At 42.7% G+C, this 24,101-nt stretch carries 22 protein-coding genes; 7 read left to right on the forward strand and 15 right to left on the reverse strand.

Annotated features, from left to right (window positions below; all coding sequences use genetic code 11):
• Positions 1–13 precede the first annotated feature (13 nt).
• Positions 14–586, forward strand: a complete 573-nt coding sequence (locus tag V1497_RS14885; protein WP_349408312.1) for a GNAT family protein — start codon at positions 14–16, stop codon at positions 584–586.
• Positions 587–594: 8 nt separating this feature from the next.
• Here the strand turns inward: V1497_RS14885 and V1497_RS14890 are convergent, their stop codons facing one another.
• Complete coding sequence (locus V1497_RS14890; RefSeq protein WP_349408313.1) at positions 595–825, reverse strand: hypothetical protein; 231 nt, start codon at positions 823–825, stop codon at positions 595–597.
• A gap of 132 nt (positions 826–957) precedes the next feature.
• Here V1497_RS14890 and V1497_RS14895 point away from each other — a divergent pair, with 132 nt between their 5' ends.
• Positions 958–1,755 carry a VLRF1 family aeRF1-type release factor gene (locus V1497_RS14895; RefSeq protein ID WP_349408314.1) on the forward strand — a complete coding sequence of 266 codons (798 nt, stop codon included), beginning with the start codon at positions 958–960 and terminating at the stop codon, positions 1,753–1,755.
• A 165-nt stretch (positions 1,756–1,920) separates the two neighbouring features.
• On the opposite strand, the gene V1497_RS14900 is transcribed toward V1497_RS14895, so the two are convergent.
• The 3 genes from V1497_RS14900 to kynU form a co-directional block, all read right to left on the reverse strand.
• On the reverse strand, positions 1,921–2,232 hold the full coding sequence (locus tag V1497_RS14900) for a L,D-transpeptidase (RefSeq protein WP_414703570.1): 312 nt from the start codon (positions 2,230–2,232) through the stop codon (positions 1,921–1,923).
• Between the two features lie 278 nt (positions 2,233–2,510).
• Positions 2,511–3,365, reverse strand: a complete 855-nt coding sequence (gene kynA, locus V1497_RS14905) for a tryptophan 2,3-dioxygenase (protein WP_349410842.1) — start codon at positions 3,363–3,365, stop codon at positions 2,511–2,513.
• Positions 3,366–3,392: 27 nt separating this feature from the next.
• On the reverse strand, positions 3,393–4,679 hold the full coding sequence (gene kynU, locus V1497_RS14910; protein ID WP_349408315.1) for a kynureninase: 1,287 nt from the start codon (positions 4,677–4,679) through the stop codon (positions 3,393–3,395).
• Between the two features lie 137 nt (positions 4,680–4,816).
• On the opposite strand from kynU, the gene V1497_RS14915 reads away from it, so the two are divergent.
• Positions 4,817–5,431 carry a TetR/AcrR family transcriptional regulator gene (locus tag V1497_RS14915; RefSeq protein WP_349408316.1) on the forward strand — a complete coding sequence of 205 codons (615 nt, stop codon included), beginning with the start codon at positions 4,817–4,819 and terminating at the stop codon, positions 5,429–5,431.
• Positions 5,432–5,574: 143 nt separating this feature from the next.
• Positions 5,575–6,921, forward strand: a complete 1,347-nt coding sequence (locus V1497_RS14920) for a DUF2254 domain-containing protein (RefSeq protein WP_349408317.1) — start codon at positions 5,575–5,577, stop codon at positions 6,919–6,921.
• Positions 6,922–6,987: 66 nt separating this feature from the next.
• Here V1497_RS14920 and V1497_RS14925 read toward each other — a convergent pair whose 3' ends face one another.
• The 11 genes from V1497_RS14925 to V1497_RS14975 all read right to left on the reverse strand — a co-directional run bounded on the left by V1497_RS14925 (position 6,988) and on the right by V1497_RS14975 (position 20,280).
• Positions 6,988–8,295, reverse strand: a complete 1,308-nt coding sequence (locus tag V1497_RS14925) for a lysine N(6)-hydroxylase/L-ornithine N(5)-oxygenase family protein (protein WP_349408318.1) — start codon at positions 8,293–8,295, stop codon at positions 6,988–6,990.
• A gap of 117 nt (positions 8,296–8,412) precedes the next feature.
• Positions 8,413–9,774: an aspartate aminotransferase family protein gene (locus tag V1497_RS14930; protein ID WP_349408319.1), complete on the reverse strand. Its 1,362-nt coding sequence runs from the start codon at positions 9,772–9,774 to the stop codon at positions 8,413–8,415.
• A 14-nt stretch (positions 9,775–9,788) separates the two neighbouring features.
• A complete protein-coding gene (locus tag V1497_RS14935) occupies positions 9,789–11,255 on the reverse strand; it encodes a CoA-acylating methylmalonate-semialdehyde dehydrogenase (protein ID WP_349408320.1) in 1,467 nt (488 codons plus the stop codon).
• A 118-nt stretch (positions 11,256–11,373) separates the two neighbouring features.
• Positions 11,374–12,981 (reverse strand): PucR family transcriptional regulator, encoded by a 1,608-nt coding sequence (locus V1497_RS14940; RefSeq protein ID WP_349408321.1) that lies wholly within the window; start codon positions 12,979–12,981, stop codon positions 11,374–11,376.
• Positions 12,982–13,049: 68 nt separating this feature from the next.
• Positions 13,050–13,286: a hypothetical protein gene (locus V1497_RS14945; RefSeq protein ID WP_349408322.1), complete on the reverse strand. Its 237-nt coding sequence runs from the start codon at positions 13,284–13,286 to the stop codon at positions 13,050–13,052.
• A 30-nt stretch (positions 13,287–13,316) separates the two neighbouring features.
• A complete protein-coding gene (locus tag V1497_RS14950; protein WP_349408323.1) occupies positions 13,317–13,529 on the reverse strand; it encodes a hypothetical protein in 213 nt (70 codons plus the stop codon).
• Positions 13,530–13,548: 19 nt separating this feature from the next.
• A complete protein-coding gene (locus tag V1497_RS14955; RefSeq protein ID WP_349408324.1) occupies positions 13,549–15,009 on the reverse strand; it encodes an NCS1 family transporter in 1,461 nt (486 codons plus the stop codon).
• A gap of 95 nt (positions 15,010–15,104) precedes the next feature.
• A complete protein-coding gene (hydA, locus tag V1497_RS14960) occupies positions 15,105–16,520 on the reverse strand; it encodes a dihydropyrimidinase (protein ID WP_349408325.1) in 1,416 nt (471 codons plus the stop codon).
• A 47-nt stretch (positions 16,521–16,567) separates the two neighbouring features.
• Positions 16,568–17,845: an NAD-dependent dihydropyrimidine dehydrogenase subunit PreA gene (gene preA / locus V1497_RS14965; protein WP_349408326.1), complete on the reverse strand. Its 1,278-nt coding sequence runs from the start codon at positions 17,843–17,845 to the stop codon at positions 16,568–16,570.
• Positions 17,846–17,886: 41 nt separating this feature from the next.
• Positions 17,887–19,254, reverse strand: coding sequence for an NAD(P)-dependent oxidoreductase (locus tag V1497_RS14970; protein ID WP_349408327.1), 1,368 nt, complete (start codon positions 19,252–19,254; stop codon positions 17,887–17,889).
• Positions 19,255–19,389: 135 nt separating this feature from the next.
• Positions 19,390–20,280: a nitrilase-related carbon-nitrogen hydrolase gene (locus tag V1497_RS14975; RefSeq protein WP_349408328.1), complete on the reverse strand. Its 891-nt coding sequence runs from the start codon at positions 20,278–20,280 to the stop codon at positions 19,390–19,392.
• Positions 20,281–20,792: 512 nt separating this feature from the next.
• Between V1497_RS14975 and V1497_RS14980 the strand changes: the two genes are divergently transcribed.
• The 3 genes from V1497_RS14980 (at position 20,793) to V1497_RS14990 (ending at position 24,097) form a co-directional block, all read left to right on the forward strand.
• Positions 20,793–21,227: a DMT family transporter gene (locus tag V1497_RS14980; protein WP_349408329.1), complete on the forward strand. Its 435-nt coding sequence runs from the start codon at positions 20,793–20,795 to the stop codon at positions 21,225–21,227.
• A 139-nt stretch (positions 21,228–21,366) separates the two neighbouring features.
• Positions 21,367–22,926, forward strand: coding sequence for a spore germination protein (locus tag V1497_RS14985; protein WP_349408330.1), 1,560 nt, complete (start codon positions 21,367–21,369; stop codon positions 22,924–22,926).
• Positions 22,927–22,936: 10 nt separating this feature from the next.
• Positions 22,937–24,097, forward strand: a complete 1,161-nt coding sequence (locus V1497_RS14990) for a Ger(x)C family spore germination protein (protein WP_349408331.1) — start codon at positions 22,937–22,939, stop codon at positions 24,095–24,097.
• Positions 24,098–24,101 lie beyond the last annotated feature (4 nt).

The following is a 24,101-nucleotide window of genomic DNA, read 5'->3' on the forward strand; positions in this document are numbered from 1 at the left end:
GGGGGTGTTGGATATGTCATCGGTACATATTAAAGGTGATAAGGTCATATTAAGAGATTTACAGGATGATGATCTAGATGATCTCTATTACTGGAATTATGAAGCAGCAGACCGGGAACATCTTAAATGGAATGGACCCTATTACAAGAGACCTGCAATGGAAAAGGAAGAATTTAAGAAAACGCTAGATGATGACTTTCATAGAATTGCAACAGACCAAACTAGAAAGCTTTTAGTAATCGAGGTTGATCGTAGACTTATTGGTACCGTGAATTGGTATTGGGAAGATGAAGTGACCAATTGGCTCAGTAATGGAATCGTGATTTTTGATTCCAGATACTGGTCAGGAGGATACGGTACAGAAGCATTTACGCTCTGGACAGACTATATCTTTAAGAATATGGATGTTGTAAGGGTTGGCATTTCAACTTGGTCAGGGAATGACCGAATGATAAGATTAGCTCGAAAAATCGGAATGGTTGAAGAAGGGTGTATTCGAAAAGCTCGCATTGTAGATGGTGAATATTTCGATGCTATCAAGATGGGCGTACTCCGTGAAGAGTGGAATAGCGCTGTCATCAAATAAAGATTACCCTATTCAGTTACCTTAAGAAAGACAAGAACCAATATCGAAACAAACAGAAGGACTGTGAGCATCGGGATTCCAATATGGACTGCGAAATAACCTTGCAGTTCTATAGCTTCAGCGGTTTTGGTCCAATAGGATCCATAATCAAAAAGATTGGTCAAACTCCTTCCAGAAACACCGATGATGATGCCAATCAGAAAAATGATACTAAAAATGACAACCATTAAAAATCTCATTCCAATCCCTCCCCTTACTATCCGTGTACGTTTTTTTCTGCGTTTGGTTTCAGTTTTACACGTTTAAAATGAAATTGAATCGGTTATGGAATAGTACACTCGATATTCACTATAAATAAGGAGGCAATAGGAATGAGATTCTCCGAAAAACTAAGCAACCTAGAAAACAAAAAAGCTGAAGGTTCTCAGAAGATTTTATCCGTATACTTGAATACAGATCGAAGCCGACCGGATCAGCAAGGCGGCGAATGGAAAATTAAGTTGAAAAATGGATTGAACAAATTTGAGGAATATATTGAAGAAATGGGTGACCATGATGAATTGAAAGGTTACCGCGAATTAAAAGATAAAGTATACAACAAAATCACTGGGAGAGAGCGTGACTTGAAGCGAAGTGTCGTTCTCTTTGCGACCCCGGATGAAAGCATTTGGGTCATGGAAGATCTGCAAATCCCAATTGAAACGTCTTTCCACTGGGAAGACAAACCGGTATTGGACCAATTGAAAGAGCTACAATCCAACTATCCATACAGTGGAATCATCGTCATTCATAAAGAGGATGCAACTGTACTTGAGACGGAAATGGGTGTGTTAGTGGATGAATATCATTATTCATTCGACCCGGATATTGATGACTGGCGCGAGCATCAAGGACCATTAGCTGCTTCGATCTCCGCGTCAGAAACGAATAAAAAGGATGAATTCCAGGATCGTTTTGAAGAAAACCAAAAGCGCTGGTTAAAAGACTTAAGCTCTAAAATTACCAAGAAAGCAAAGAAAAACAAGTGGAAGGAAACCTATTTGATGGGTGAAAAAGGGTACTTGAATGAATTTGAGCGCCATCTTCCAATAAAAGAAACGAAGAAAACAGGTAAAAACCCTAGTCGTATGGATGCATCTAAAATCATTGACCAGGTGATTGCTGGATAATTCTATTAATTCTTTTGATCTCCCCATTTTATAAATAAATGTGAGGAGGGTGACCCGTCACCCTCCTCTTTTTTGTAGGGCTTTTTTAAAGAATTTTGCTTCACGAACCGCTTCAGGCGGACGCTTTCCGCGGGCAACGCTTCTATTTTTAAAACTTTTATAAAACTAATCGTGTATCCAGACGTTCGTACCGATTGGGACTAGGCTTGCGAGTTCGTTCACATCTTTGTTGTACATACGAATGCATCCCTTCGATACATTTTTCCCGATAGAGCTTGGGTTGTTTGTGCCATGGATACCGTAATGCGGCCTGGATAACCCCATCCACATCGTCCCATATGGTCCTCCAGGATTCGGCTGCTTATTGATAATTGTATATTCTCCAGTCGGTGTCGGCGTCAGCATTTTCCCTACTGCGATCGGGTAGGTTTTTAAAAGTTTCGTATGATCGAACAGTTTCAGCTGATGCTTTTTCAATGAAACATCGATTCAAAGCGGCATAAGAGATCGCCCTCTCTTTTTGATTCAACTATATGCCTGGATGGCTGTTTTTATTTTGCAGAAAGTTTAGGACATTATATTTAAGGAGTTTTCTTTTCATCTTGTGGAAATTTCGCTCCGACTTGTGGAAACTTAGCTAAAACTTGTGGGAAATTCACCCTTACTTGTGTAATTCTCACTCCGACTTGTGGAATTTAGCACTTTATTACTAGCAAATATAAAAGCACGTGCCGCAGCACGTGCTTACAAATCAATTAAAGTTCTGTTCGAATGTCCCAAAGCTCAGGGAAGAAACGGTGATCGAGAACGCGCTTAAGATAAGATACCCCTGAAGAACCGCCTGTGCCCATCTTATGGCCGATGATACGCTCCACTGTTTTCATATGACGGAATCGCCATTGTTGGAGCCAATCCTCGATATCAACGAGTTTTTCTGCTAACTGATACAGATTCCAATATTGATCAACGTTTCGATAAACCTCTACCCATGCAGCTTTTACTGATGGATCGCCTTCATACGTTTCAGAGAAATCCCGACTTAAAAGCTTCGGGTTAATTTCAAATCCAGCATTGGAGAGTTCTTGGATCGCTACATCATAAATACTTGGTGCTTCATAAGCCTTTTTTAACTTTGCATGAAGCTCTGGATCTTTTTTATAGATTTCCAATACGTGAGGCGTCTTGTATCCGAGTGCGAATTCAATCATGCGGTATTGATAGGATTGAAAACCCGATGCTTGTCCAAGGCTATCTCGAAATTCAAGGTACTCTGAAGGTGTAAGTGTCGATAAGACATCCCAAGCTTGGATGATTTGTGATTGGACCTTGGATACGCGTGCAAGCATTTTAAAGGCAGGCTGTAATTCACTCTTCTGGATTGAATCAATTGCAGCATTCAATTCATGTAAAATCATCTTCATCCAAAGTTCACTCACTTGATGAATGACAATAAAGAGCATTTCATCATGATGGCCTGATAGTCTCGTCTGACTAGAGAGGAGCCGATCAAGCTGCAAGTATTCTCCATAGGTCATGTTTTTCGTAAAATCCGTGTGGATTCCTTTTTCTGTCACATACTTCTCTTTTCCTTCTCCGTTATGGTTCTCCATCATCTCACTCACTTTCTAAAAAATGGTTTATGCGACCACGCCACGTTTATTTTCGTATTGCTTATATTGTTCTTCTTCCATGATTTTTTTCAATGTTTGAATGGCATGCCATACGTCCTCAAACGAATTATATAACGCTGCTGGGGTTAGACGGATTCCATTCGGATTCCTGAAGTCAGGTATTACCTTGTTCGCTTTCAGGGCTTTGCAGATCCGTGCTGCTTCAGGATGCTCCAAGTAAACATGCCCGCCTCGGCGATGATCTTCACGTGGATTTCCGATTTCAAATCCGTAATCCTTCAGTTCCTGATCAACAAGATCCATCATGTATTGGGTGAGCCGCAGCGATTTCTTACGTAGACGGTCGATACCGGCTTCGGCAAAAATCTCAAGTGATCCCCTTAAGGGGGCAAGACTCAACATGTGAGGGGTACCGATTTGAAATGCTCCTGCAGTATCAGCAGGTGTCAATTGATGGTCCATATCGAACTGTCTCGTTTTGTCTGAACTGAACCATCCCGCCAGTCCCGGGGCTTTTCCAAGATGCCTTTCATTGACGTAAATTCCAGCAACTGATCCCGGACCTGCGTTCACATATTTATAATTGCACCAGAATGCAAAGTCCACGCCCCACTCACTCAATGCATGTGGTAAAGCCCCGATTGAATGACAGAGATCGAATCCGACAATGATATTCCGTTTTTTCGCTTCTTCCGTCAATCTCTTCATATCGAGAACCTGTCCACTTCGGTACATGACACTTGGAAGCATGATCAAGGCAATATCATCCTTCATCGCAGCAATGATATCGTCTTCTTCTATTATTCTACCGTCCTTGCTTTTCACTTGAATGAGGTGTTCTTCAGGATCATATCCTTTCAGCTTTAATTGACTCTGGAGAGCGAAAATGTCAGAAGGAAACGTCAGTTCATCAGCCAGTATTTTTGTCCGCTTCCCTTCAGGTTTATAGAACGTAGCAATCAGCTGGTGCAAATTCACAGTCGTAGACCCTGTTGCAATTACCTCTTCAGGCTTCGCACCAACGAGAGGGGCTGATTTCTCCCCTAACTTTTCAGAAAGATAAAACCAAGGCTCTTCCCCTTCTGTCCAACCGTCAATTCCGAATTCTTTCCATGATTCTTTAATCGCTTCAAGCGCTTCCTCTGACCGTTTAGATAACAATCCGAGAGAATTACCGATCAAATAGATCGAGTCTTGTTTCGTATAAAATTCATCTCTGAAAAAGGCGAGTTCATCCTGCTGATCCAGATTGGATGCATACTCTTTAGAAGCACCAAACGCTTGCGTACCCATCAAATCGACTCCTTTAGTATGTATTAATTTCACTATACAGTTGGATCTGACAGGGTGTCAATGACATCGTGTCATTGACATATTCAAGATCGCTTTTATAAAATATACGTTATTAGCAGATAAAGGATTGAATACCTATGCCAGATAAAAATCAATCGTTATCAAGCCGACAGAAGAAATCCATTCAAACACGTGAAAACCTCCTGCATGCAGCAAAGCTCACGTTCATGGAATACGGCTTTCAAAAAACGACCATCACCCAAATCATCAAACAAGCGGATACTGGATATGGAACAGCGTACGTACATTTTAAGAATAAGGACGAAATCCTGATTGAACTGATTGAAGACGTGATGGAACAATTTTATAAAATTGCGGAATTACCTTTTCGACCTGAAACAGGTGAAGAAGCTGCACGGAAGATTCAAAAACAAGTCCGTATGTTTCTTGAAATGGCAAGGAAAGAACAGCGGATGTTATCAATCGTTGAAGAAGCAATTGGGCAATCTGAAGATGTTCATAATAAATGGAAGGAGATCCGTGAAAAGTTTATTGATCGAATTTCAGATGACATTCGTTATTCGCAACAATGTGGACTTGCGTACCAGGATGTGGATGCCGAGATGGTCAGCCGAGGATGGTTCTACTCGAATGAAATGTATTTATGGGAGATTGTCCGAAATACCCCTGTTTCGATTGATAAGGTTGTACATAACCTAACAACAATGTACGTAAGGGGATTATACCGTTAATTCATGAAGGTGACAGATTAAATGTCATCTTCTTTTTAATTTCATAGATTTATTGCATAGATTTGAAAAAAGACGGGTAGACAATTAAGAAGAATTCAATAGCAAAGCAGGTGTTCCCCATCGAAGTCAAAATGCCGAAATCTATGAAAAAATATTTTAAAATGTCCAAGAGACAACGCTGGGAAGAAATCAATGCAACCTTATGGTTCACCCCTGGTATTTATATCTTTTTATCCATTATTTTAGCGGTCTTCACCTTACTGCTCGATTTAAAAATCGACCTTAGCCAGTATGTAAATGTGAAATTCACTTCTGAAGCACGACTGACTCGTATTCTTGTCAGTACGTTGATTGGCGGTATTTTAACGTTAAGTGCATTTACCTTCAACTCCTTGCTAGTCGTCCTCACGACGTTCAGCGGTCAATTCTCGCCGAGAATGCTTCTTAACTTCGTGTCCGATAAAAAGACTCAGCACGTACTCGGGATTTTCAACGGTAGCTTCATTTATGTATTGACCGTTTTCTTGTTCATCAGCAACACGGATGAGGAGCGTTATATTGCCATCCCTCTCGTCACCGTGTTTCTTGCGTTCTTGACAGCAATTACGTTCATTTACTTCATCAATCATGCTACCACCTGGATGCAAGTCCACAATATCACTGACAACATGAAAGAGATCACAAAACGGATCATCAATTTTTCCATATTAAAAGAAGTAGAACCGTATCGAAGCACCAAAGATACGAAGATGGATGACAAGGAATATCCGAAGGATGGACATCCAATCGATTCAAAGGAATCAGGTTATATCCAGCTCGTCAACTATGTCAAACTGATTGAAATTGCATCAAGGGATAATGTCATCGTTCGTTTTGAATATGGCGTCGGGGAATATGTGTTAGAAGGAGCTCCGGTGCTCACGTATTGGAAAGAAAAAGAAACGGCAATCAATGAACTTGAATATTTGAAAACCCTCGAAATCGGGCATAAACAAACCGAAATCCAAGACTTGGAGTTTGGCGTGAATAAACTGTCTGAGATTGCAATTAAAGCCTTGGGGAATAACGATCCGAAAACCGCTCTGAATACAATACACCAAATGTCCGATCTCTTGACCATCATTGCCCGATACACGCATTTTTCTCCATTTCTTATTGATAAGGATGAAAATATCCGTGTCATTCTGAAAGAGGAGGATTTCGAATACTACCTATATCGTGGCTTTGCCCATATCCGACACTACGCAGACAGGAATTGGGTAATCATAACAGAAATCTTAGCTTCATTGAAATCAATGGCGAGATCGATGGATAAAGTCTTCCATAAGGACTTATGGAACTTTGCCGTCCAAACCGTTAAAGGGATCGAAAAGTATGAAATCTATCACTTGGACCGAAAATATTTGCTTCAGGAACTCTCACAACTCTCCATTGAAACCGACAGAGAGAATGAGTACCGTGAGTTGGAAAGAGCATTTGATAACAAGTAAACGATAAAAAGAGGCTGATTAAGGATCAGCCTCTTTTTATTTGAATTTAATATCGCATGCGATTGATTAAAACTGTTTGAATTTGTCAGCATCGAAATTCTGGAAAACATGTTTGTCATACATCGGGAAGATCTCTTCGCCTGTAAGATGGTTGATGATCACTTTATTCCGATGAACGGCTAATCCTAAATTGGTTGAGCCGACACCATGAGAATGTGAAATTCCGCTATGAACATAAACTTGATTTGGAACAGTCATTCGTAAACGGTAATCGGATTCTACTTCATATCTTCCTTTTTCATCCCATGAAATATAGTCTTTCAAACCATTGATGAACGACGGGACATTTGGTCGATACCCTGTTCCGATGATGACGACTTCACTATCAATCGAGAAATCCTTGTCCTGCTGCCATTGATGACATTGCAACTCATAGGATCCACTCTTCTCTTCAATAGCCGTCACTTCTGTCATCGCTTGCAAACGTACTTTCATTTTTCTGCGAGAAACAGTATTTTCATAAAGCAGGTTATAAATATCCGTTACCGTATGTGAGCTGATTCCCTTATACAAAAGGTCCTGCGTCGCAAAGATTTCGTCTTTCTCTTGCTGTGGAAACTCATAAAAGTAATTCACATAGTCCGGCGAAAATTGCTCGACACTCAGCTTCGATTCTTCCATCGTCAGAAAGCTTTGAGACCGAGTAATCCAGTTCAGGGTATACTCGTGTTCCATATGATCTTTCAGCAGCTCCCGAAACACCTCTGCTGCACTTTGACCAGATCCGATGACGGTAATGGAATTGGCTTCTTTACAACGATCTTGTCGGTTAAGGTATTCTGCCGTATGAAAAACATCCTGGTTTGAAAAACCGCGAAACGTCTTTGGAATTGCTGGTACTCCTCCTGTACCTAACACGAGGTTTTTACCTTTATAAACCGTTGTTTCCTCCGTATGTATATCAAGTACCTTCACTAAGTAGAGCTCTTCGGCTTCATCAAAATCCAATTCCACCACTCTTTTTCCAAAACGGCAATTGTCCAGTTCACGTGCAACCCATTGACAATAGTCATTGTATTCACGTCTTGGAATATCTAATCTTTGTAAGAAATAAAAAGGATACAAGCGATTTTCATTCGCCAGATAGTTCAAAAAGCTATATTTACTTGTCGGATCCGCCAATGTAACAAGATCAGCCATGAACGGTACTTGAAGCCTCGTTCCGACAATCAACATGCCGGGATGCCAATCAAACTCTGACTTTTGTTCGAAAAAAAGCGAATCAATCTCAGTGCGATCTTCAAGTAAAGCAGCGAGACTCAAATTGAATGGTCCTATTCCTACTCCTAATAAATCATATACATGGTCCTCCATAAAACCCCCACCTTTAACTTTATCTTATATAAAAACTCTCCCTTAAAGTATGCCAAATAAAAGCATTCTAATCAAAAAAAGGACTGGGCTAACTTTTTCAAGCCCAGTCCTTCTCTCTTATTTTGTAAGATCATTCAACGCATTTGTTACTGTCTGGATGATGAAATCGAGGTCTTCCTCTTCAAGATTCAATGGTGGAGAAAGTGCGAGCACATTGTTATATCCGTCGACCGTAGCACCATTTTTACCAATTAGAAGCTTGTTTTTCTTACAAGCGGCCATCACTTCATTCAAACGATTCGCTTCAAGTGGTTCTTTCGTCTTCTTGTCTTTTACAAGCTCGATTCCGACAAGAAGACCTTTTCCTCTTACATCTCCCACAAATGGATGATTCTGAAGTCGAGTACTCAATTCATTAAGCAGCCGTTCACCTAACTCCTTCGATCGATCGAAAAGATTCTCATTTTCCATGATTTCAATGTTCTTCAATGCGAGGGCACAAGCAGCAGGATTCCCTCCAAATGTGTTGATATGACGTAAATAATCGTATTCTTCGGATCCTTTAAATGCTTCATAGATTTCCTTCTTCACTGCAGTCGCTGACAACGGAAGGTAACCGGAGGTAATCCCTTTCGCCATTGTAATGATATCTGGTTGGACATCATAATTCATGAAGCCAAAAGGCTTTCCAGTCCTTCCAAATCCACAGATCACCTCATCGACGATCATAAGTGCGCCGTGTTTTTCACAGATCTCCTTTACCGCCTTCATGTAGCCCTCGGGTGGCATGAGAATGCCGCCTCCAGTAATAATCGGCTCCATGATCATCGCTGCAATCGTGTCACTCAATTCCCACGTCATCGTTCGATCGACTTCTTGGACACATGCCATTTCATGGGCATTTTCCAAATCTGCATCCTTCATCCGATACGAATCTGGTGGTGAGACATGGATGAATCCCGGTGCAAGAGGCTCGTATTTGAATTTTCGTTGAGCTTGCCCTGTTGCCGCAAGCGATCCCATCGTATTTCCATGATACGCACGGTAACGTGAAATGAACTTATATCGGTTCTGTTCCCCACGTTGTTGATGATATTGACGTGCAATCTTAAAGGCAGTTTCATTTGCTTCCGAACCACTGTTGGAAAAGAAGATTACATAGTCCCCGCCGAGCATCTCATTTAACTTCTCAGCTAGATCGACTGCTGGAACATGACTATGAGTTAGAGGAAAATAAGCCATTTCCTTCAACTGCTCATATGCAGCATCCGCTAATTCTGTCCGGCCATATCCGACATTGACACACCATAAACCAGCCATCGCATCTAAATATTTTTCGCCGTTGATATCCGTCACCCAAGCTCCTTTTGAGCTCGATACAACCATCGTAGCTTCAGGATTGTACGGTTTCATAGAATGCCAGACATACTGATCATCCTTTTTTAAGATATCCTTCGATTGATCGACTTGATGAACCATAGTTGGACCTCCTTTTAATACTCGAAACGAGAAGTGATCATTTTCTTACGAGTGTAGAAGTTGATGCCGTCTTTTCCATTCACATGGAGATCTCCATAAAAGGAATCCTTCCACCCAGAGAATGGGAAGAATGCCATAGTCGCCGGAACACCGATATTGATGCCAAGCATGCCCGCATCTGCCTCTTCTCTGAACTTTCGTACAGCAGAAGCATCTTTCGTGTAGAGGGTCGCACCATTTCCGAAGCGTGATTTCCGGATGTACTCAAGACCTCCATCTAGATCATCAGCCCGCAAGAGACTGAGGACGGGTGCGAAGATTTCTTCTTTTGCAATCGTCATCTCCGGTGTGACGTGATCAAAAATTGTCGGACCGAGAAAGTTCCCTTCCTTCAATTCACTCATTTCCCTCCGGCCATCTCTGATCAGATCCGCTCCTTCTTCAACTCCCTTTTCAATATATCCAAGTACTTTCTGACGATGAGCCTCCCGAATCACAGGGGTTAAAAGAACGGTATCATCCAAACCATTTCCAATCGTTAATTCATCCGCTTTCTTTCTTAAAGCTTCAACGAATTTATCGTTATCTCCTACAACAACAACGGCACTACAAGCCATACATCGTTGACCTGCGCTTCCAAATGTTGAAGTGATAATGTTCTGGACCGCTTTTTCCATATCTGCATCCGGCATGACGATATGATGATTCTTAGCTCCAGACAAGGCTTGAACACGCTTTCCTTCTGCAGCTGTTCGCTCATATACATATTTCGCGACAGGCTGTGAACCGACGAATGAAACCGCTTTAACATCAGGGTGTTCAATCAAACCGTTCACAACATCGTGTGCCCCATGGACGATATTGAATACGCCATCTGGAACACCTGCTTCCGTCAGCAGCTCACCTAATCGGTTAGCAAGTATCGGTGTCCGTTCTGACGGCTTTAACACAAACGTGTTTCCACATACAATCGCTAACGGGAACATCCACAACGGCACCATCATCGGGAAGTTGAACGGTGTGATTCCACCAACGACACCTAAAGGATATCGGAACATTTCAGAGTCGATTTCTTCAGCAATATTGGATAACGTCTCACCCATCAAGTGGGTCGGAGCACCTGCGGCGAATTCTACACATTCAATTCCACGTTGGATTTCTCCATATGCTTCCTTAAATGCTTTCCCGTTTTCCTGGACGATTAATCGAGCAAGTTCTTCGTGGTGCTCGTTTAAGAGATGATGAAATTTATACATATACCGAGCTCGTTTTGGTACAGGAACATTCTTCCACGTTTGAAAAGCAGATTGAGCTGATTGGACAGCACGATCGACATCCTGCTTGTTGGAAATCGGTACTCGAGCTAATACTTCACCTGTTGCCGGATTCGGTACTTCCAAATCCTCTGTGCTTGCAGAAGCTACCCATTCACCATTGATATAATTCTTCAACATCTTCGTATCACTCTTTGTAACTGTCATTCCACTCGCGCCTCCTTCTATTGATCGTTCTTTCTTCATTATCTGTGATTATGTCTTGGGTTACATTAGACATTCTGTAAAAATGTAGCCGGCACCTTCATCACATTTTGCCTATCTTTTAAGTAAATACACGATTTGCAGATTTTACACTTTGAACATTTTCTGGGCAATTAAGGTACTCATGGGCAAAAAGCATTAGTTCAATGGCGAGACGTTTATCAGGGTTCGATATGAAATCATCCCCTAGCAGTTTGGCAAGCTTTTCAATGCGGTAATAAAGCGTTTGTCGGACGACGAACAGCCGGTTGGCTGTTTCCTTCTTGGAGCCATTACAAGCAAGATATACCTTCAAGGTTTGTAAAAGCTTACCGTTATACTTCCGGTCATGATCGATGACAGGGTCGAGATATTCATGAATCATCTTCTGAAATTCACTTTGTGTCTTGAATAAGCTGATGACTCGATACATATGTAGGTCTTCATAATAAATACAAAATCGCTCAGGCTCGATTTTCTTCTGTAGCTTGATTGCATCTACAGCTGTTTGATAGCTGTAGCCAATGTCACTCAAGTTTTCGGTATATTTCCCTACTGCAATCCGTGAAATCTTCAAGGCATGTCTCTTCAGGAATTCCGTATTGAATACACGTTCCATGCCTCGACTTAATCGCTCTTTCCAGCACTCTCCAGAACGAAGGTTCAGTAAGAGATAGACGGTGTACCCATGTCTTTCCGTTGTTATTAAATAGAAGCCTTCCTGCTCGAATATCGATCGGATAAAAAGATTCAAGTATGTCTGATCTGAACTCGAGGTATTTTCAGGGAGCTTGCATGTTGCAACAGTGCCACCTTGCACCTTCAATTTCCCTTCATAGTAGGTCAGATTTTCAGTTGCTTCCTGTTCTCCAAATTCTCCATCAAGCCATTTACTGATCCATTCATGTTTTTCAGTGCGTCTTCTTTCCTCAACATACAATTCTCTTAAGAAGAGTTGAGCAAGAGCAGTAGTCGTCCGATCCAGCACAAGTAAATCAAATTCATTGATTTCACGTTCTTCGGACAAGATGAACAATCTTCCAAACTGTTTTTCCATCACAATAACGGGACGACTTGCAATGAAGGGTGAATCCTGAGAAAGAGCAGGTTCCATTTGAGCCTGTCTGGTTTCAGGGACATAAAGGTCTTTTCCATCTGATGTTTGCATGATGACTTGGAGTCCAGTGTTTTCATGCATCAGCCTCAGCATTTCTTGACTATTTTCTATGGTCAAAAGCTTCTGATTAAGCATTTGCGAGTAGTTCTCCAGGTCTTGGATCGTCTGATAATGCTGGTTGATCAGCTGAGCATGGATATCCTGAGTGATATTGACGAATTGGACTTCTTCCATAAAAAGAATGATCGGAAAACGATTTTGGTCAGCCAAATGAATCACACTCTTCGGTATGTTGGATGTGTAGGTCCCTATTTCAATACACAAACCAGCCGCTCCACAATCAATCAATTGCTGTAAGAAATCCAACAGTAACGTATCGTTATCCTTCCAAACGACCCCTGTCGATAAAATCAACTCATTTCCATTCAATAGCTTTTTAATCTTCGGCACTTCAACAACGTGAACCCACTTCACCTGTCGAGTAAGCCCCTCATACCCTGCAATCACATTCGTATTTTCAAAGTGCTTTCTCTTCAAGATATCTTTGACTGCTAGACTCGATTGGTGATGCACGGTCGACCACTCCGATCTCAAGCTAGAGTTTGAGGATAAGAGGGTTGGTTTCCCAACCCTCCCCTCTCTCAAGAGCTATTCATAGGTAAGTACTTTTCTAAATTATTCAGCATCTTCTGGAAGGAGTCCTGCTCATGAAAGTCTTCCGGCCCCCAATTTTTGAAGATCCACGTTGCCAATTCTTGAGGGGTGTTGAAAAATTCCCCACTGGAATCAGCTTTTCTTAACATGTAACGACCATTATCCTCATCAACGACAACCTCACAAGGAAATTCACTTTCCTTACACTTCAATGAATATTCCATTTTTTTAATCTCCTCCTCTCCTATAAAAAGCTACACTTGATGACTCAGGTGGAAGATCTTATTTGAGAAATACTTTCGTCCATCGGCTGTTTTGACATGAAGCGTTTGGCTATCTTCTTTCTGTTTCTTGAATGTCACGAATGCGCCACTTAAATTTTCAGTAACGCTACTAATCTTGTAACCCTTATCCAACAATAAATCGATTTGTTCCCGTTCAAGAAGATACGCATTATAATCTGACATGGTTGTATCGCCCCAATCTCTATTTGGCATCCTTCAGTTTCATAGGTGCCTTTTCATCATCCAGATTCCAATTACGCCCGACTGTAATCCCCAGATATTGTTCATCATTAGGATTTTCAATCTCCGCCTGCTTATATTTTTGGAAATACCAATACTTGCACAGGACGTAATAACAAGCCGCTCCAAGACCGAACCCGATCAGGAAAGAATAACTCGGGAAGAAGTAGGATACGGCAGCTCCTACAATCCAGGAGATGAAGCCGGCAATGTTCACTCCTCCTGCATACTTGAATTGACCATCAGCCTTGTATAAGTCATATACGTTCACCCGGCGTTTTCGAAGTAAATAATAATCAGCGAATAGGATACCTACGATAGCGGATAGGATACCTCCAACCACGAGAAGAACGGGGATGATGACACCGAATAAACTCCATGGTTGAACAATGGTCCCTACAACCCCAGCAGTGAATACGCCCGCCCAGAACGGAAATTTAGGGCCTCCTACATTTGAGAAGATGGTGGCAGCAGGCACGATGTTAGCGGAAATATTCGTAGACCATTGAGCAAGCACAATCATTAGAAGCAGAATTCCCAAAACAAAACCTGTTGCCGTTTCTTGCAGGGCAATGACGGGATCATAGTTTCGTACAGCAATATAGGCGACGCCACCGATAATGATCATGAAGGTTTGAGTCAGCGGAAGAGCCACGAGACTCCCAATAATTGCACCTTTGTTACGTTTAAACCAGTTCCGCTCAAAGCTTGGTGCTTTAATGAAACGTGAAATGGACGGAATATCCGCTGATAATGTAGCCCAGAAGCCCATGTTACTGAAAATGACAACTAGAAATGCAGTAAAGGCTTCTGCTCCCGTTACAGGATTCTCTGCCCACGTCCAAATGTTTCTACCTTCTGAAGCTGCAGTGCCAGAAAGCTCGAGGAACATCCAGATTGAAATCAAGATGATGGTCGGTGCCGCCATGTCAGCGAATCGTTCTACCGCCTTGATTCCAAGTGACGTGTTCAACAATTGTACGAAAGCAAATAGGAAAAAACAGAGTAGCCAGTTGTCAAAGCCGAACAGCATACCGAGAATGCCATTCATCGCTGTTGCTCCGAAATACGTGTTGATCCCAAACCACATAGACGCTGCTACTCCCCGGACGATTGATGGGATATGGGTACCCATCGTTCCAAAAGGTGCTCTCATATAGACCGGGAAGGACAAGCCGTGCTCGATTCCGATATCCGCAATCAATGCGATGAATAATCCGATTGCGACTGATCCGATGATGGTCCCAAGAATGACAAGTGGTAATGGCAGCGACATGACACCTGCTCCACCAATCGCAAATGTTGCAAGGACAACAACCATACCAACCCACATGAAGGAAAAGCCTAGTGTTGTAATCTTTCTCCCTTCCTGACCAATTGGCAGCAGATCGGGAGATTTCAAATAACTTTCTTGTTTTTTCAACACAATCACTCCTTTTACCCTGTCTCGATTGGTGTGCAGGTCATGCTGCTGATCGTGTCATTCCTCCTTTCAATTACAATTTGCTAATCCGTGTGCTATATCGTCAGCTTCTCATCAACTGGTTTCAATAGTTGATTGTAGCGCGCACGCTTCAAGTATTTGCCCGTACCCGGCTTTCCGACAAACTTCTTATCACGAACAACAAATTCACCTCGAGATAATACAGAAACAGACTCCCCAGTGACCTTCATTCCTTCAAAGGCATTGTAATCAACTGCCATGTGATGCGTCTTTGCAGAGATCGTCCGCTCAATATTCGGATCAAAGATGACAAGGTCGGCATCTGCCCCGACTGTAATCGTCCCTTTCTTCGGGAACAATCCGAATAGCTTGGCAATACGTGTTGACATGATATCGACAAATTGATTGAGGGAAATTCTGCCCTTCTTCACCCCTTCTGAAAACAGGATACTCACCCTGTCCTCAATCATTGGTCCACCGTTCGGTATTTTGGAGAAATCACCTTTCCCTAGATCTTTCTGGCCATTAAAGTCGAATGAGCATTGGTCCGAACCGAGGGTTTGCAGTTGTCCATTCTTCAACGCATTCCATAGGACATCCTGATGCCATTTTTCTCGGAGTGGAGGTGACCAGACATATTTTGCCCCTTCGAAATTCGGCTTTTCGAGATAGGTTTGATCTAATGCTAAATATTGCGGGCAGGTCTCGCCCCATACGTCATATCCTTTATTCCGGGCCTCGGCGATCTTATAGACGGCATCCGCACAAGAAACGTGAACGACATAAAGCTGGGAGTTTGCTAATCCTGTTAATTGTGCCGCTCTGCCCGTCGCCTCACCTTCCACCTCTGGCGGTCGAGTCAAAGCATGATAAATCGGATCCGTATTCCCCTTTTCAAGTGCTTCCTTGATCAGGTAATCGATGACATCCCCATTTTCAGCATGGACCATGACCAGTCCGCCTTGCTCCTTCGCCATGACGAGTGTTCTGAAAAGCGTCTCATCATCAGCTTGGAACACATTCTTGTAAGCCATGAAAACCTTGAAGGAAGTGATTCCTTCTTTATTCATAATCTCTGGCAACTGATTTAGAACATCTTCGTTCAATTCCGAAATCATTAAATGGAAGCTGTAATCAATGACAGCTTTATCCTTCGATTTCTTATGCCAGACATCAATGGCATTTTGCAGAGGTTCACCTTTATTCGTCAGGCAAAAATCGATGACCGTCGTCGTCCCGCCAAAAGCAGCAGCGATTGTACCTGTTTCGAAATCATCCTTGGAAACAGTTCCGCCAAATGGCATTTCCAGATGTGTATGAGGATCAATGCCCCCAGGAAACACATAGCATCCCTTCGCGTCAATTTCTTCTGCTCCTGAACCATCGAGATTGTCACCGATTGCGATGATCGTTTCATTTTCAATCAGAATGTCTGCACAATACGTATCTGAAGCCGTTACAATCGTTCCGTTACGAATAATCTTCTTCATAAAAAAATACTCCTTTCTTTTCTAGGAAAAATTTTATTTGACCGAATCTAATCTACCTTCTGTCCATGAATCGCACTGAGGGCAGCTTGACGCTCATTCCATGTCATTGGCGGATGTTCACTTGTGACTTCGACCATATCGATGGCACCATCGACTGGACATACGATGGAGCAGAGGTTACATCCTACGCAGTCTTCTTCTCTTACTTCCAGGTACTTGTTTCCGTGGTTATCCTGCAGCATGTCGATACATTGGTGTGAAGTATCCTCACAAGCGATATGGCACTTGTTGCAGTTAATACAGACATCATTATTGATTCGTGCTACAATGTTGTAATTCAAATCGAGATTTCCCCAATCGGAATATTTAGGGACGGATTTTCCTACGATTTCCCTGACAGAGGCGATCCCTTTTTCATCCAGATAATTGTTTAACCCATCAATCATATCCTCGACAATACGGAAACCGTGATGCATGGCTGCCGTACAAACCTGGACGTTCGAGGCACCCATCAGCATGAATTCCACTGCGTTCTGCCAGTTCGAAACGCCTCCCATACCTGAAATCGGAACATTGATGTTTGGATGACGCGCACATTCGCCAACCATGTTCAAGGCAATCGGCTTCACCGCTGGACCACAATAGCCGCCATGAGCTCCCTTTCCACCCACGTGAGGTATCGTATTCCATGTATCGAGGTCGACCCCTGCCAGGCTATTGATTGTGTTGATCATACTTACAGCATCTGCCCCGCCACGTACTGCTGCTTCTGCTGTAGCTGTAATGTCGGTGATATTCGGAGTCAATTTCACGATCACTGGCGTTTGGGCAGCTTCCTTCGCCCAATAGGTTTGCTTTTCTACTAGGTCTGGCACTTGTCCGGAAGCTGAGCCCATCCCGCGTTCTGCCATACCGTGTGGACAACCGAAGTTCAATTCAAGGCCATCCACTCCCACTTCTTCTACCTTTTTTACGATTTCATGCCATTTTTCTTGTTTCGGTTCTACCATTAAAGAAGCTACGATCGCTCTGTCCGGAAAGCGTTTCTTCGTTTCGTAAATTTCCTTCAGATTGACCTCGAGTGGTCGGTCAGTAATCAACTCGATATTGTTGAAGCCAGCCACCCTTTGTCCGTTAAAGCTGACCGCAGCAAACCGAGAGGATACGTTCAAGATCGGTTCTCCGAGTGTTTTCCAAACAGCTCCTCCCCAGCCTGCTTCAAATGCCCGTTGGACTTGATAACCTGAATTTGTTGGTGGTGCGGAAGCAAGCCAGAATGGGTTTGGTGATTCAATACCAGCTAAATTGCTACGTAAGTCTGCCATTTCATACGCCCCTTTCTTCTTATACGTGCTTATAAGAGTATCTATATCGTCACGGATTCTTCCTGATATTGTTTATGGATGGCATAGGCTGCATTTTTTCCTTGTTGAGCTGCAGTAACAACCATTGCCTCTCCTTTCCCTTTTCCAAAGATGATATCTCCACAAGCGAAAATGCTCGGATTGGACGTACGATAAGACTCAGATACTTGAACCACACCATTTGCATGTTCTAAATTGAATTGGTCAATCAGAGATTGATGTCTCGTCTGACCAATTGCTTTGATGACCGCATCCACCGGAAGGATGAAATTGGACCCTTCTACTGGAACCGGTCTGCGGCGACCATCTCCATCAGGTTCTCCAAGCTCCATTTTTAAGCATTCAATGGCTACAACTTGACCGTCTTCATTGCCATGTATTTTGACTGGCTGGGTCAACCAACGAAATTCCACACCGTCCTGCTTCGCGAATTCATACTCGAAATCATAAGCTGACATTTCCTCTTGTGTACGGCGGTATAAAATTTTGACATTCTCTGCTCCTAAACGGACAGAGCAGGTCGCGCCATCAATTGCTGTGTTTCCGGCACCGATCACTGCCACATTTTTGCCTACGAAGGCATTTGGCAGCGGCTTTGTTTTCGTTTCCTTCACGAACTCGATCGCATCATAAACCCCTTCCAGTTCTTCTCCTTCAATGCCCAGATCTGGTACATGGGCCATACCTGCGGCCAGGATGATTCGATCGTAAGTACTTATTAGATCCTCAGCCGTAACGTCCTTCCCGACTGTCGTATTGGTTTTGATTTTCACATCCAAGCTCTTCACCTGATCCACTTCCCAATAGGAGATGGCTTGAGGCAATCGGAAGGAAACAATTCCGTAAGTGTTGAGTCCTCCTGCTTGCTGAGAAGCTTCATAGATGGTGACGTCATAACCGAGCAATGCAAGCTCCCTGGCAGCTGACAAACCAGCAGGTCCACCACCGATGATTGCCACTCTCTTTCCGTTTTCTTTTCCTTTTTGGAAGAGAACCTGATCATTCTGGATTGCCCAATCCGTTGCGTGACGTTGCAGGTTGCCTATCATGATCGGTTTTGTAGAATGATTCAAAACACAAGCCCCTTCACACAATTCTTCGGTCGGACAAACACGTGCACAGCTTGCCCCGACAGGATTGGCAGACATGATGGTCTTAGCAGAACCCTTCAGGTTACCTGATGCGATTTTCTTAATGAATGCAGGAATATCAATCCCAGTAGGACAAGCCTGGATACAGGGTGCATCGTAGCAATACAGGCAACGGTTCGCCTCTTCTACAGCCTCACGGTTTGTTAATGCAGGCTCTACTTCTTCAAAATTCCTGGAAAGGTCCGTCAATGAAATATGAAGTTTATCCGTTTTCGCCAATTCAATAAGCCCCCTTTTGGAAGATTCAATGAAATAAAAATAAGCTGACCAAAACCTCTGTGTTGCATCACAGACATGAGGACTTGTTGATCATCATGGTGTGAAAAAACACGCTCTTAGTCAGCTGTTTGTTGATTATGGCAGGAGGGACGTCATCTCTCCATATGTTTCGGGACGACGATCACGGTAGAATTGCCAGATGTCACGGACTTCACGGATCATCTTTTTGTTCATTTCTCCGATGATCACTTCTTCCTGATCACGGCTGCCCATGGCGACAAAGCTTCCACGAGGGTCCACGAGATACGATTGTCCATAAAATTCACCCATATTCCAAGGTCCTTCCGTTCCAACCCGGTTTATTGCGCCTAGATAATAGCCATTGGCGACTGCATGGGCGGGCTGCTCAAGTTTCCAAAGATATTCAGATAGTCCAGCCACTGTAGCAGAAGGATTGAATACGACTTCAGCACCGTTCAATCCAAGGAGTCTTGCCCCCTCAGGGAAATGCCGGTCGTAGCAAATATAAACACCGACCTTTGCAAAAGCGGTATCAAATACTGGGTAGCCCATGTTACCTGGCTTGAAATAATACTTCTCCCAGAATCCACAACCCTCATCGCCAACTTTCACATGTGGGATATGCTGTTTACGATATTTCCCAAGGTAAGATCCATCTGCATCAATGACTGCGGCGGTATTATAGTAGGTTGCTATTCCCTCTCGTTCATAGATTGGCAGGACGATAACCACACCTAATTCACGTGCGAGGGCCTGGAACTGAGATGTTGTCGGACCATTCGGGATCTCCTCAGCAGAGTCATACCACTTGGAATTCTGCTCTGCACAGAAATAAGGCCCATAGAAAATCTCCTGAAGGCAAATGATTTGAGCTCCTTTTTCAGCAGCCTCTCTGACAAGCTTTACATGCTTCTCAATTGCCTTTTCCTTATGGACGGACACTGGTTCATTCCCATCAACATCATGTTTGGCTTGAATTAGACCGATTTTCACTAAATCTGACAATTTGAACTCCTCCTTTGATAAAGTGAACCTTGTATGTAATGCATGCATGTTGTGTTTTTCTGAATTATTTGAATCTTTAGTTTATTTTACGATGTCGAACGGTCGTTTACATTTTACATAACGTAAAACGTTCTTTCTTAATATTTGTCCATTCTGTTAAAGGGAAATGGTTAAAAATGGTTGATGCATCGTGGTGGTATGTTCCATTTTAAGTTAGGAAAACGGGGTATTATGGAATGAAGTGAATCAGTAAGACAAATTTAGAGGTGATGATTTCCATTCAAATATCCAAAGGCAATCCCCCTGTCCAATTTAGTCTTAAAGTAAAAAATACGTTGTTTAATTACAAACCTATCATAAGTTTTTTGAGAAGATTGTTGAATTACTTCAGAAAAAAACTGTTTTTTTGTCGGTTATTCAATCATTTTCGTTATTTACCCAAACTTTTTACCTTATGTTAAAGTTAGAAGAAAATGACAACATTATGAGAGGGGATAGGAGATGGTCATGCAATGAACTGGATCATCATCATAACCGTGTTCATGGGTGGCGTTGCTGTTGCTGTCCAGGCCAGTATCAATGGTGGATTAGGAAAACAGATCGGAGTAATCGAAGGCGCTTTCCTATCTTTTTTGATCGGGACCGTTTCCTTACTGATCATCATGCTTCTGTTCGGGAAGGGAAATGTCTTTCAAGTGAGCACAGTACCGAAGTGGCAGCTCATTGGTGGCATTCTTGGAGCCTTCTACGTTTATACGATGGTCTTATCTGTCCCGAAAATAGGGGTAGCAGCTGCTCTGGTGACTGTCATCGCCGCTCAACTCATCGCAAGTTCTCTAATTGATCATTTCGGTCTTCTCGGTATGAAACAGATTCCAATTGATGGTCAAAGGATTGTGGGGTTTATCTTGCTTCTTGCAGCACTTTTCCTTATTACGAAAAAATAATACATAACACACGGGCTGGCTTGATAAAAGGGTCGGCTTTTTTTCATGTCAGCACCTTTAAATTGCCTGCTTTCATGCATAGGTGTAACAAAATTTGGAAAGCTAACATGTAACGTAATTTTCTAAAGGAGCTTTTCTAATGAGACTGAAGCGACGCTGGCAAAAGCAAGGGAAGGAAACCCAGAACGATCCGAACAAATCTGCTTCTGACAAGAAGCAAACCGATCTCTCTACAGATTTGAAAAAGAACGAAACAGCTTTAAAGGATACATTCAAAGATTGTCAGGATATCGTCTATCACACCTATCAGTTCAGCCAGGAGTTCAGGGAACAAGCTCTCGTCGTATTCTGTGAAACCATCATCCAGAATGAAAAGGCCAATGTATTGAAGGAAGTCATGCAAGATCTCGTTACGCATGAAGTTGGTCCATCCACAGAAGTAGACCTTTATGAAATCAAACGTTTTTTCATTAAACATGGCGTAAGCTCCCGTGCCTTTGAACTGGTTGAAACCCAAGAAGAGGTCCGTGATAAAATTCTCGAAGGTCATATCATCATTATTTTTCATAATTGGAACAAAGCATTGACTTACGATGCTTTCTCAGTCGAGAAAAGATCCGTGAGTGAGCCACAGAATGAAGTTTCAATCATCGGACCTCGTGAAGGTACGATTGAAAACCTGACCAAAAACATCGGTCTCGTCCGATCCAGATTGAAGACCGAAAAGTTGAAGTTCACGATAAAAAATCTTGGCAACAACACGAAAGCAAAGGCTGCCTATGCATACCTGGAAGGATCCGTCCCAGAAGATACCTTGAAGCAATTCAAACAAAAGTTTGACAAGATCAACGAAGAGGAAATTCTAGAAACCTCTTATTTTGCTGAGCTCTTTGAAGACTCGACGTTCTCTCCCTTTCCACAATACCGGACGACAGAACGCCCAGATGTTGCTGTCTCAGCACTTTTAGAAGGGAAAATCATCGCATTATTAGACGGGACACCGACTATCCTGATCTGTCCAGGCTTATTCACGGAGTTTTTCCAGTCTCCCTCTGACTATTATCAGCGGACAATTTTTTCGTCATTCATCCGCTCGTTACGAATAATCGGCTACATTATCAGCTTATCGTTACCGAGTATTTATATTGCTTTATCCACGTTCCATACCGAATTGATTCCGACAGTCTTATTGATGGCCATACTGGATACGCGGGAAGGAATGCCTTTCCCTGCATTGTTGGAAGCACTCATCATGATCTTTTTCTTTGAAATGCTTCAGGAAGCAGGGCTACGGTTACCGAGACCGATTGGTTCAGCAGTAAGTATTGTAGGAGCGTTGGTCATCGGAGACGCTGCCATCAATGCTGGAATTGCATCACCGATGATGGTCGTCGTGGTGGCGTTGACCGGTATCGCATCCTTCTCCATTCCGCAATATGACTTTGGAACTTCCGCTCGTATCTTACGGATACCTTTAATGTTTGCGGCAGCTGTTTTAGGAGGATTTGGCTTAATGATCGGCTTTCTCCTCATCTATCTTCATTTAGCCAGCTTACGTGCCTTAGGTCAGCCTTACTTTGCACCCCTTGGTCCAATACGACGAGGTGTATTATACGAATTTTTGTTCCGATCACCATTAACTGTTCAATTGAGGCGTCACCAACGAGATGATTTAAGTCCAAACTCCAAAGTGAAATAAGGTGTTTCCAATGAACGTCAAAAAATGGATTGCAATAGGCGTTTTGCTCAGCAGTACCACTGTCTTAAGTGGTTGCTGGGATCATGATGAATTACCGATCTATGCGTTCGTTCAAGCCATAGCACTGGATATTTCAGAGGATAATGAAAATAAGCTTGAATTGACAACACAATTCCTAAAACCTGCACCCAAGATCGGAAGTGCAGGCGGGACAGGAGACAAAGCTTTCGTCAATATCGAAACAGAAGGAGATACCGTTTTTGAAGCAATCCGGGACATCACCAACCATTTAGGAAGAAAGGCACAATGGAGTCATACTCGTATGATCTTGATTAGTGAGGAGTTGGCAGAATCGAGACACATCGGAGAGATGCTCGAGTATTTTTATCGAGACCATGAGCCACGTTTGCAAATTAATCTGGGCATCACTGAAGGAAAGGCAAAGGATTACTTGGAAGGAAAACCGTTTATTGAAAATACAATCGGTCAACAATTGAAGGAGTTAGGAAAATCCGCTCATCGGTACAGCTCAAAAACGATGGAAGTGAACCTACTCTCTCTTGGCAGGCAGATGAACAGTGAAGTCCAGACGAGCAAAATGCCTTACTATAAGAAAACAAAAAAAGGGGATGCACTCGTCTCTGGTCTGGCTACCTTCCAAAAGGGTAAAATGACAGGGAAAATCCAACCCTTACAGACTGAAGCACTTCTCATGCTGTTGAATGAGTATGGTTCTGGCATCGTTGAAGTTCCTTGTAAATCGGATCCAGGTTTAAAAGAAGCTGTTGAACTCGGAACTGCCAACACAGATATGAAAACACATCTCGGCAAAAAGGGTGAAGTAAGTGTTAAAGTGTCCATTAAATTGGAGGGGAGTATCGGAGAGCTCAAGTGTACCTCTATCGATAAAAGTGAAAAGGTCGCGAAGTACAATAGGAAAGTAGAAAAGGTCGTAAAAGCGAACGTTGAGCAGACCATCCAACAAATGCAAGAAGACAAAGTTGACTTGCTAGGTCTAGGTAATGCGATTTTTCGTAAACATCCGAAACAATGGATGAAAATGAAAAAAGATTGGCCGGAGACATTCAGTAAAACAGCGTTTGAAGTGGATGTAAAAATGAATATCGTAAATTCAGGTGCTGATATCGGCGTACCATTCATCAAAAAATAAGAGG

It is taken from the genome of Pseudalkalibacillus sp. SCS-8, from assembly GCF_040126055.1.
GTDB classification, from domain to species: Bacteria; Bacillota; Bacilli; order Bacillales; family Fictibacillaceae; genus Pseudalkalibacillus; species Pseudalkalibacillus nanhaiensis.

Excerpts from the sequence above, each read along its gene's own strand:
- hydA (WP_349408325.1), bottom strand. The coding sequence starts at position 16,520 with ATGAAGAAGATTATTCGTAACGGAACGATTGTAACGGCTTCAGATACG.
- V1497_RS14885 (WP_349408312.1), top strand. The coding sequence starts at position 14 with ATGTCATCGGTACATATTAAAGGTGATAAGGTCATATTAAGAGATTTA.
- kynA (WP_349410842.1), bottom strand. The coding sequence starts at position 3,365 with ATGGAGAACCATAACGGAGAAGGAAAAGAGAAGTATGTGACAGAAAAA.
- V1497_RS14935 (WP_349408320.1), bottom strand. The coding sequence starts at position 11,255 with ATGACAGTTACAAAGAGTGATACGAAGATGTTGAAGAATTATATCAAT.
- V1497_RS14895 (WP_349408314.1), top strand. The coding sequence starts at position 958 with ATGAGATTCTCCGAAAAACTAAGCAACCTAGAAAACAAAAAAGCTGAA.
- V1497_RS14980 (WP_349408329.1), top strand. The coding sequence starts at position 20,793 with ATGAACTGGATCATCATCATAACCGTGTTCATGGGTGGCGTTGCTGTT.
- V1497_RS14915 (WP_349408316.1), top strand. The coding sequence starts at position 4,817 with ATGCCAGATAAAAATCAATCGTTATCAAGCCGACAGAAGAAATCCATT.
- V1497_RS14930 (WP_349408319.1), bottom strand. The coding sequence starts at position 9,774 with ATGGTTCATCAAGTCGATCAATCGAAGGATATCTTAAAAAAGGATGAT.
- V1497_RS14945 (WP_349408322.1), bottom strand. The coding sequence starts at position 13,286 with ATGGAATATTCATTGAAGTGTAAGGAAAGTGAATTTCCTTGTGAGGTT.
- V1497_RS14990 (WP_349408331.1), top strand. The coding sequence starts at position 22,937 with ATGAACGTCAAAAAATGGATTGCAATAGGCGTTTTGCTCAGCAGTACC.
- V1497_RS14925 (WP_349408318.1), bottom strand. The coding sequence starts at position 8,295 with ATGGAGGACCATGTATATGATTTATTAGGAGTAGGAATAGGACCATTC.
- V1497_RS14920 (WP_349408317.1), top strand. The coding sequence starts at position 5,575 with ATGAAAAAATATTTTAAAATGTCCAAGAGACAACGCTGGGAAGAAATC.
- kynU (WP_349408315.1), bottom strand. The coding sequence starts at position 4,679 with ATGGGTACGCAAGCGTTTGGTGCTTCTAAAGAGTATGCATCCAATCTG.
- V1497_RS14890 (WP_349408313.1), bottom strand. The coding sequence starts at position 825 with ATGAGATTTTTAATGGTTGTCATTTTTAGTATCATTTTTCTGATTGGC.
- preA (WP_349408326.1), bottom strand. The coding sequence starts at position 17,845 with ATGGCAGACTTACGTAGCAATTTAGCTGGTATTGAATCACCAAACCCA.
- V1497_RS14950 (WP_349408323.1), bottom strand. The coding sequence starts at position 13,529 with ATGTCAGATTATAATGCGTATCTTCTTGAACGGGAACAAATCGATTTA.
- V1497_RS14985 (WP_349408330.1), top strand. The coding sequence starts at position 21,367 with ATGAGACTGAAGCGACGCTGGCAAAAGCAAGGGAAGGAAACCCAGAAC.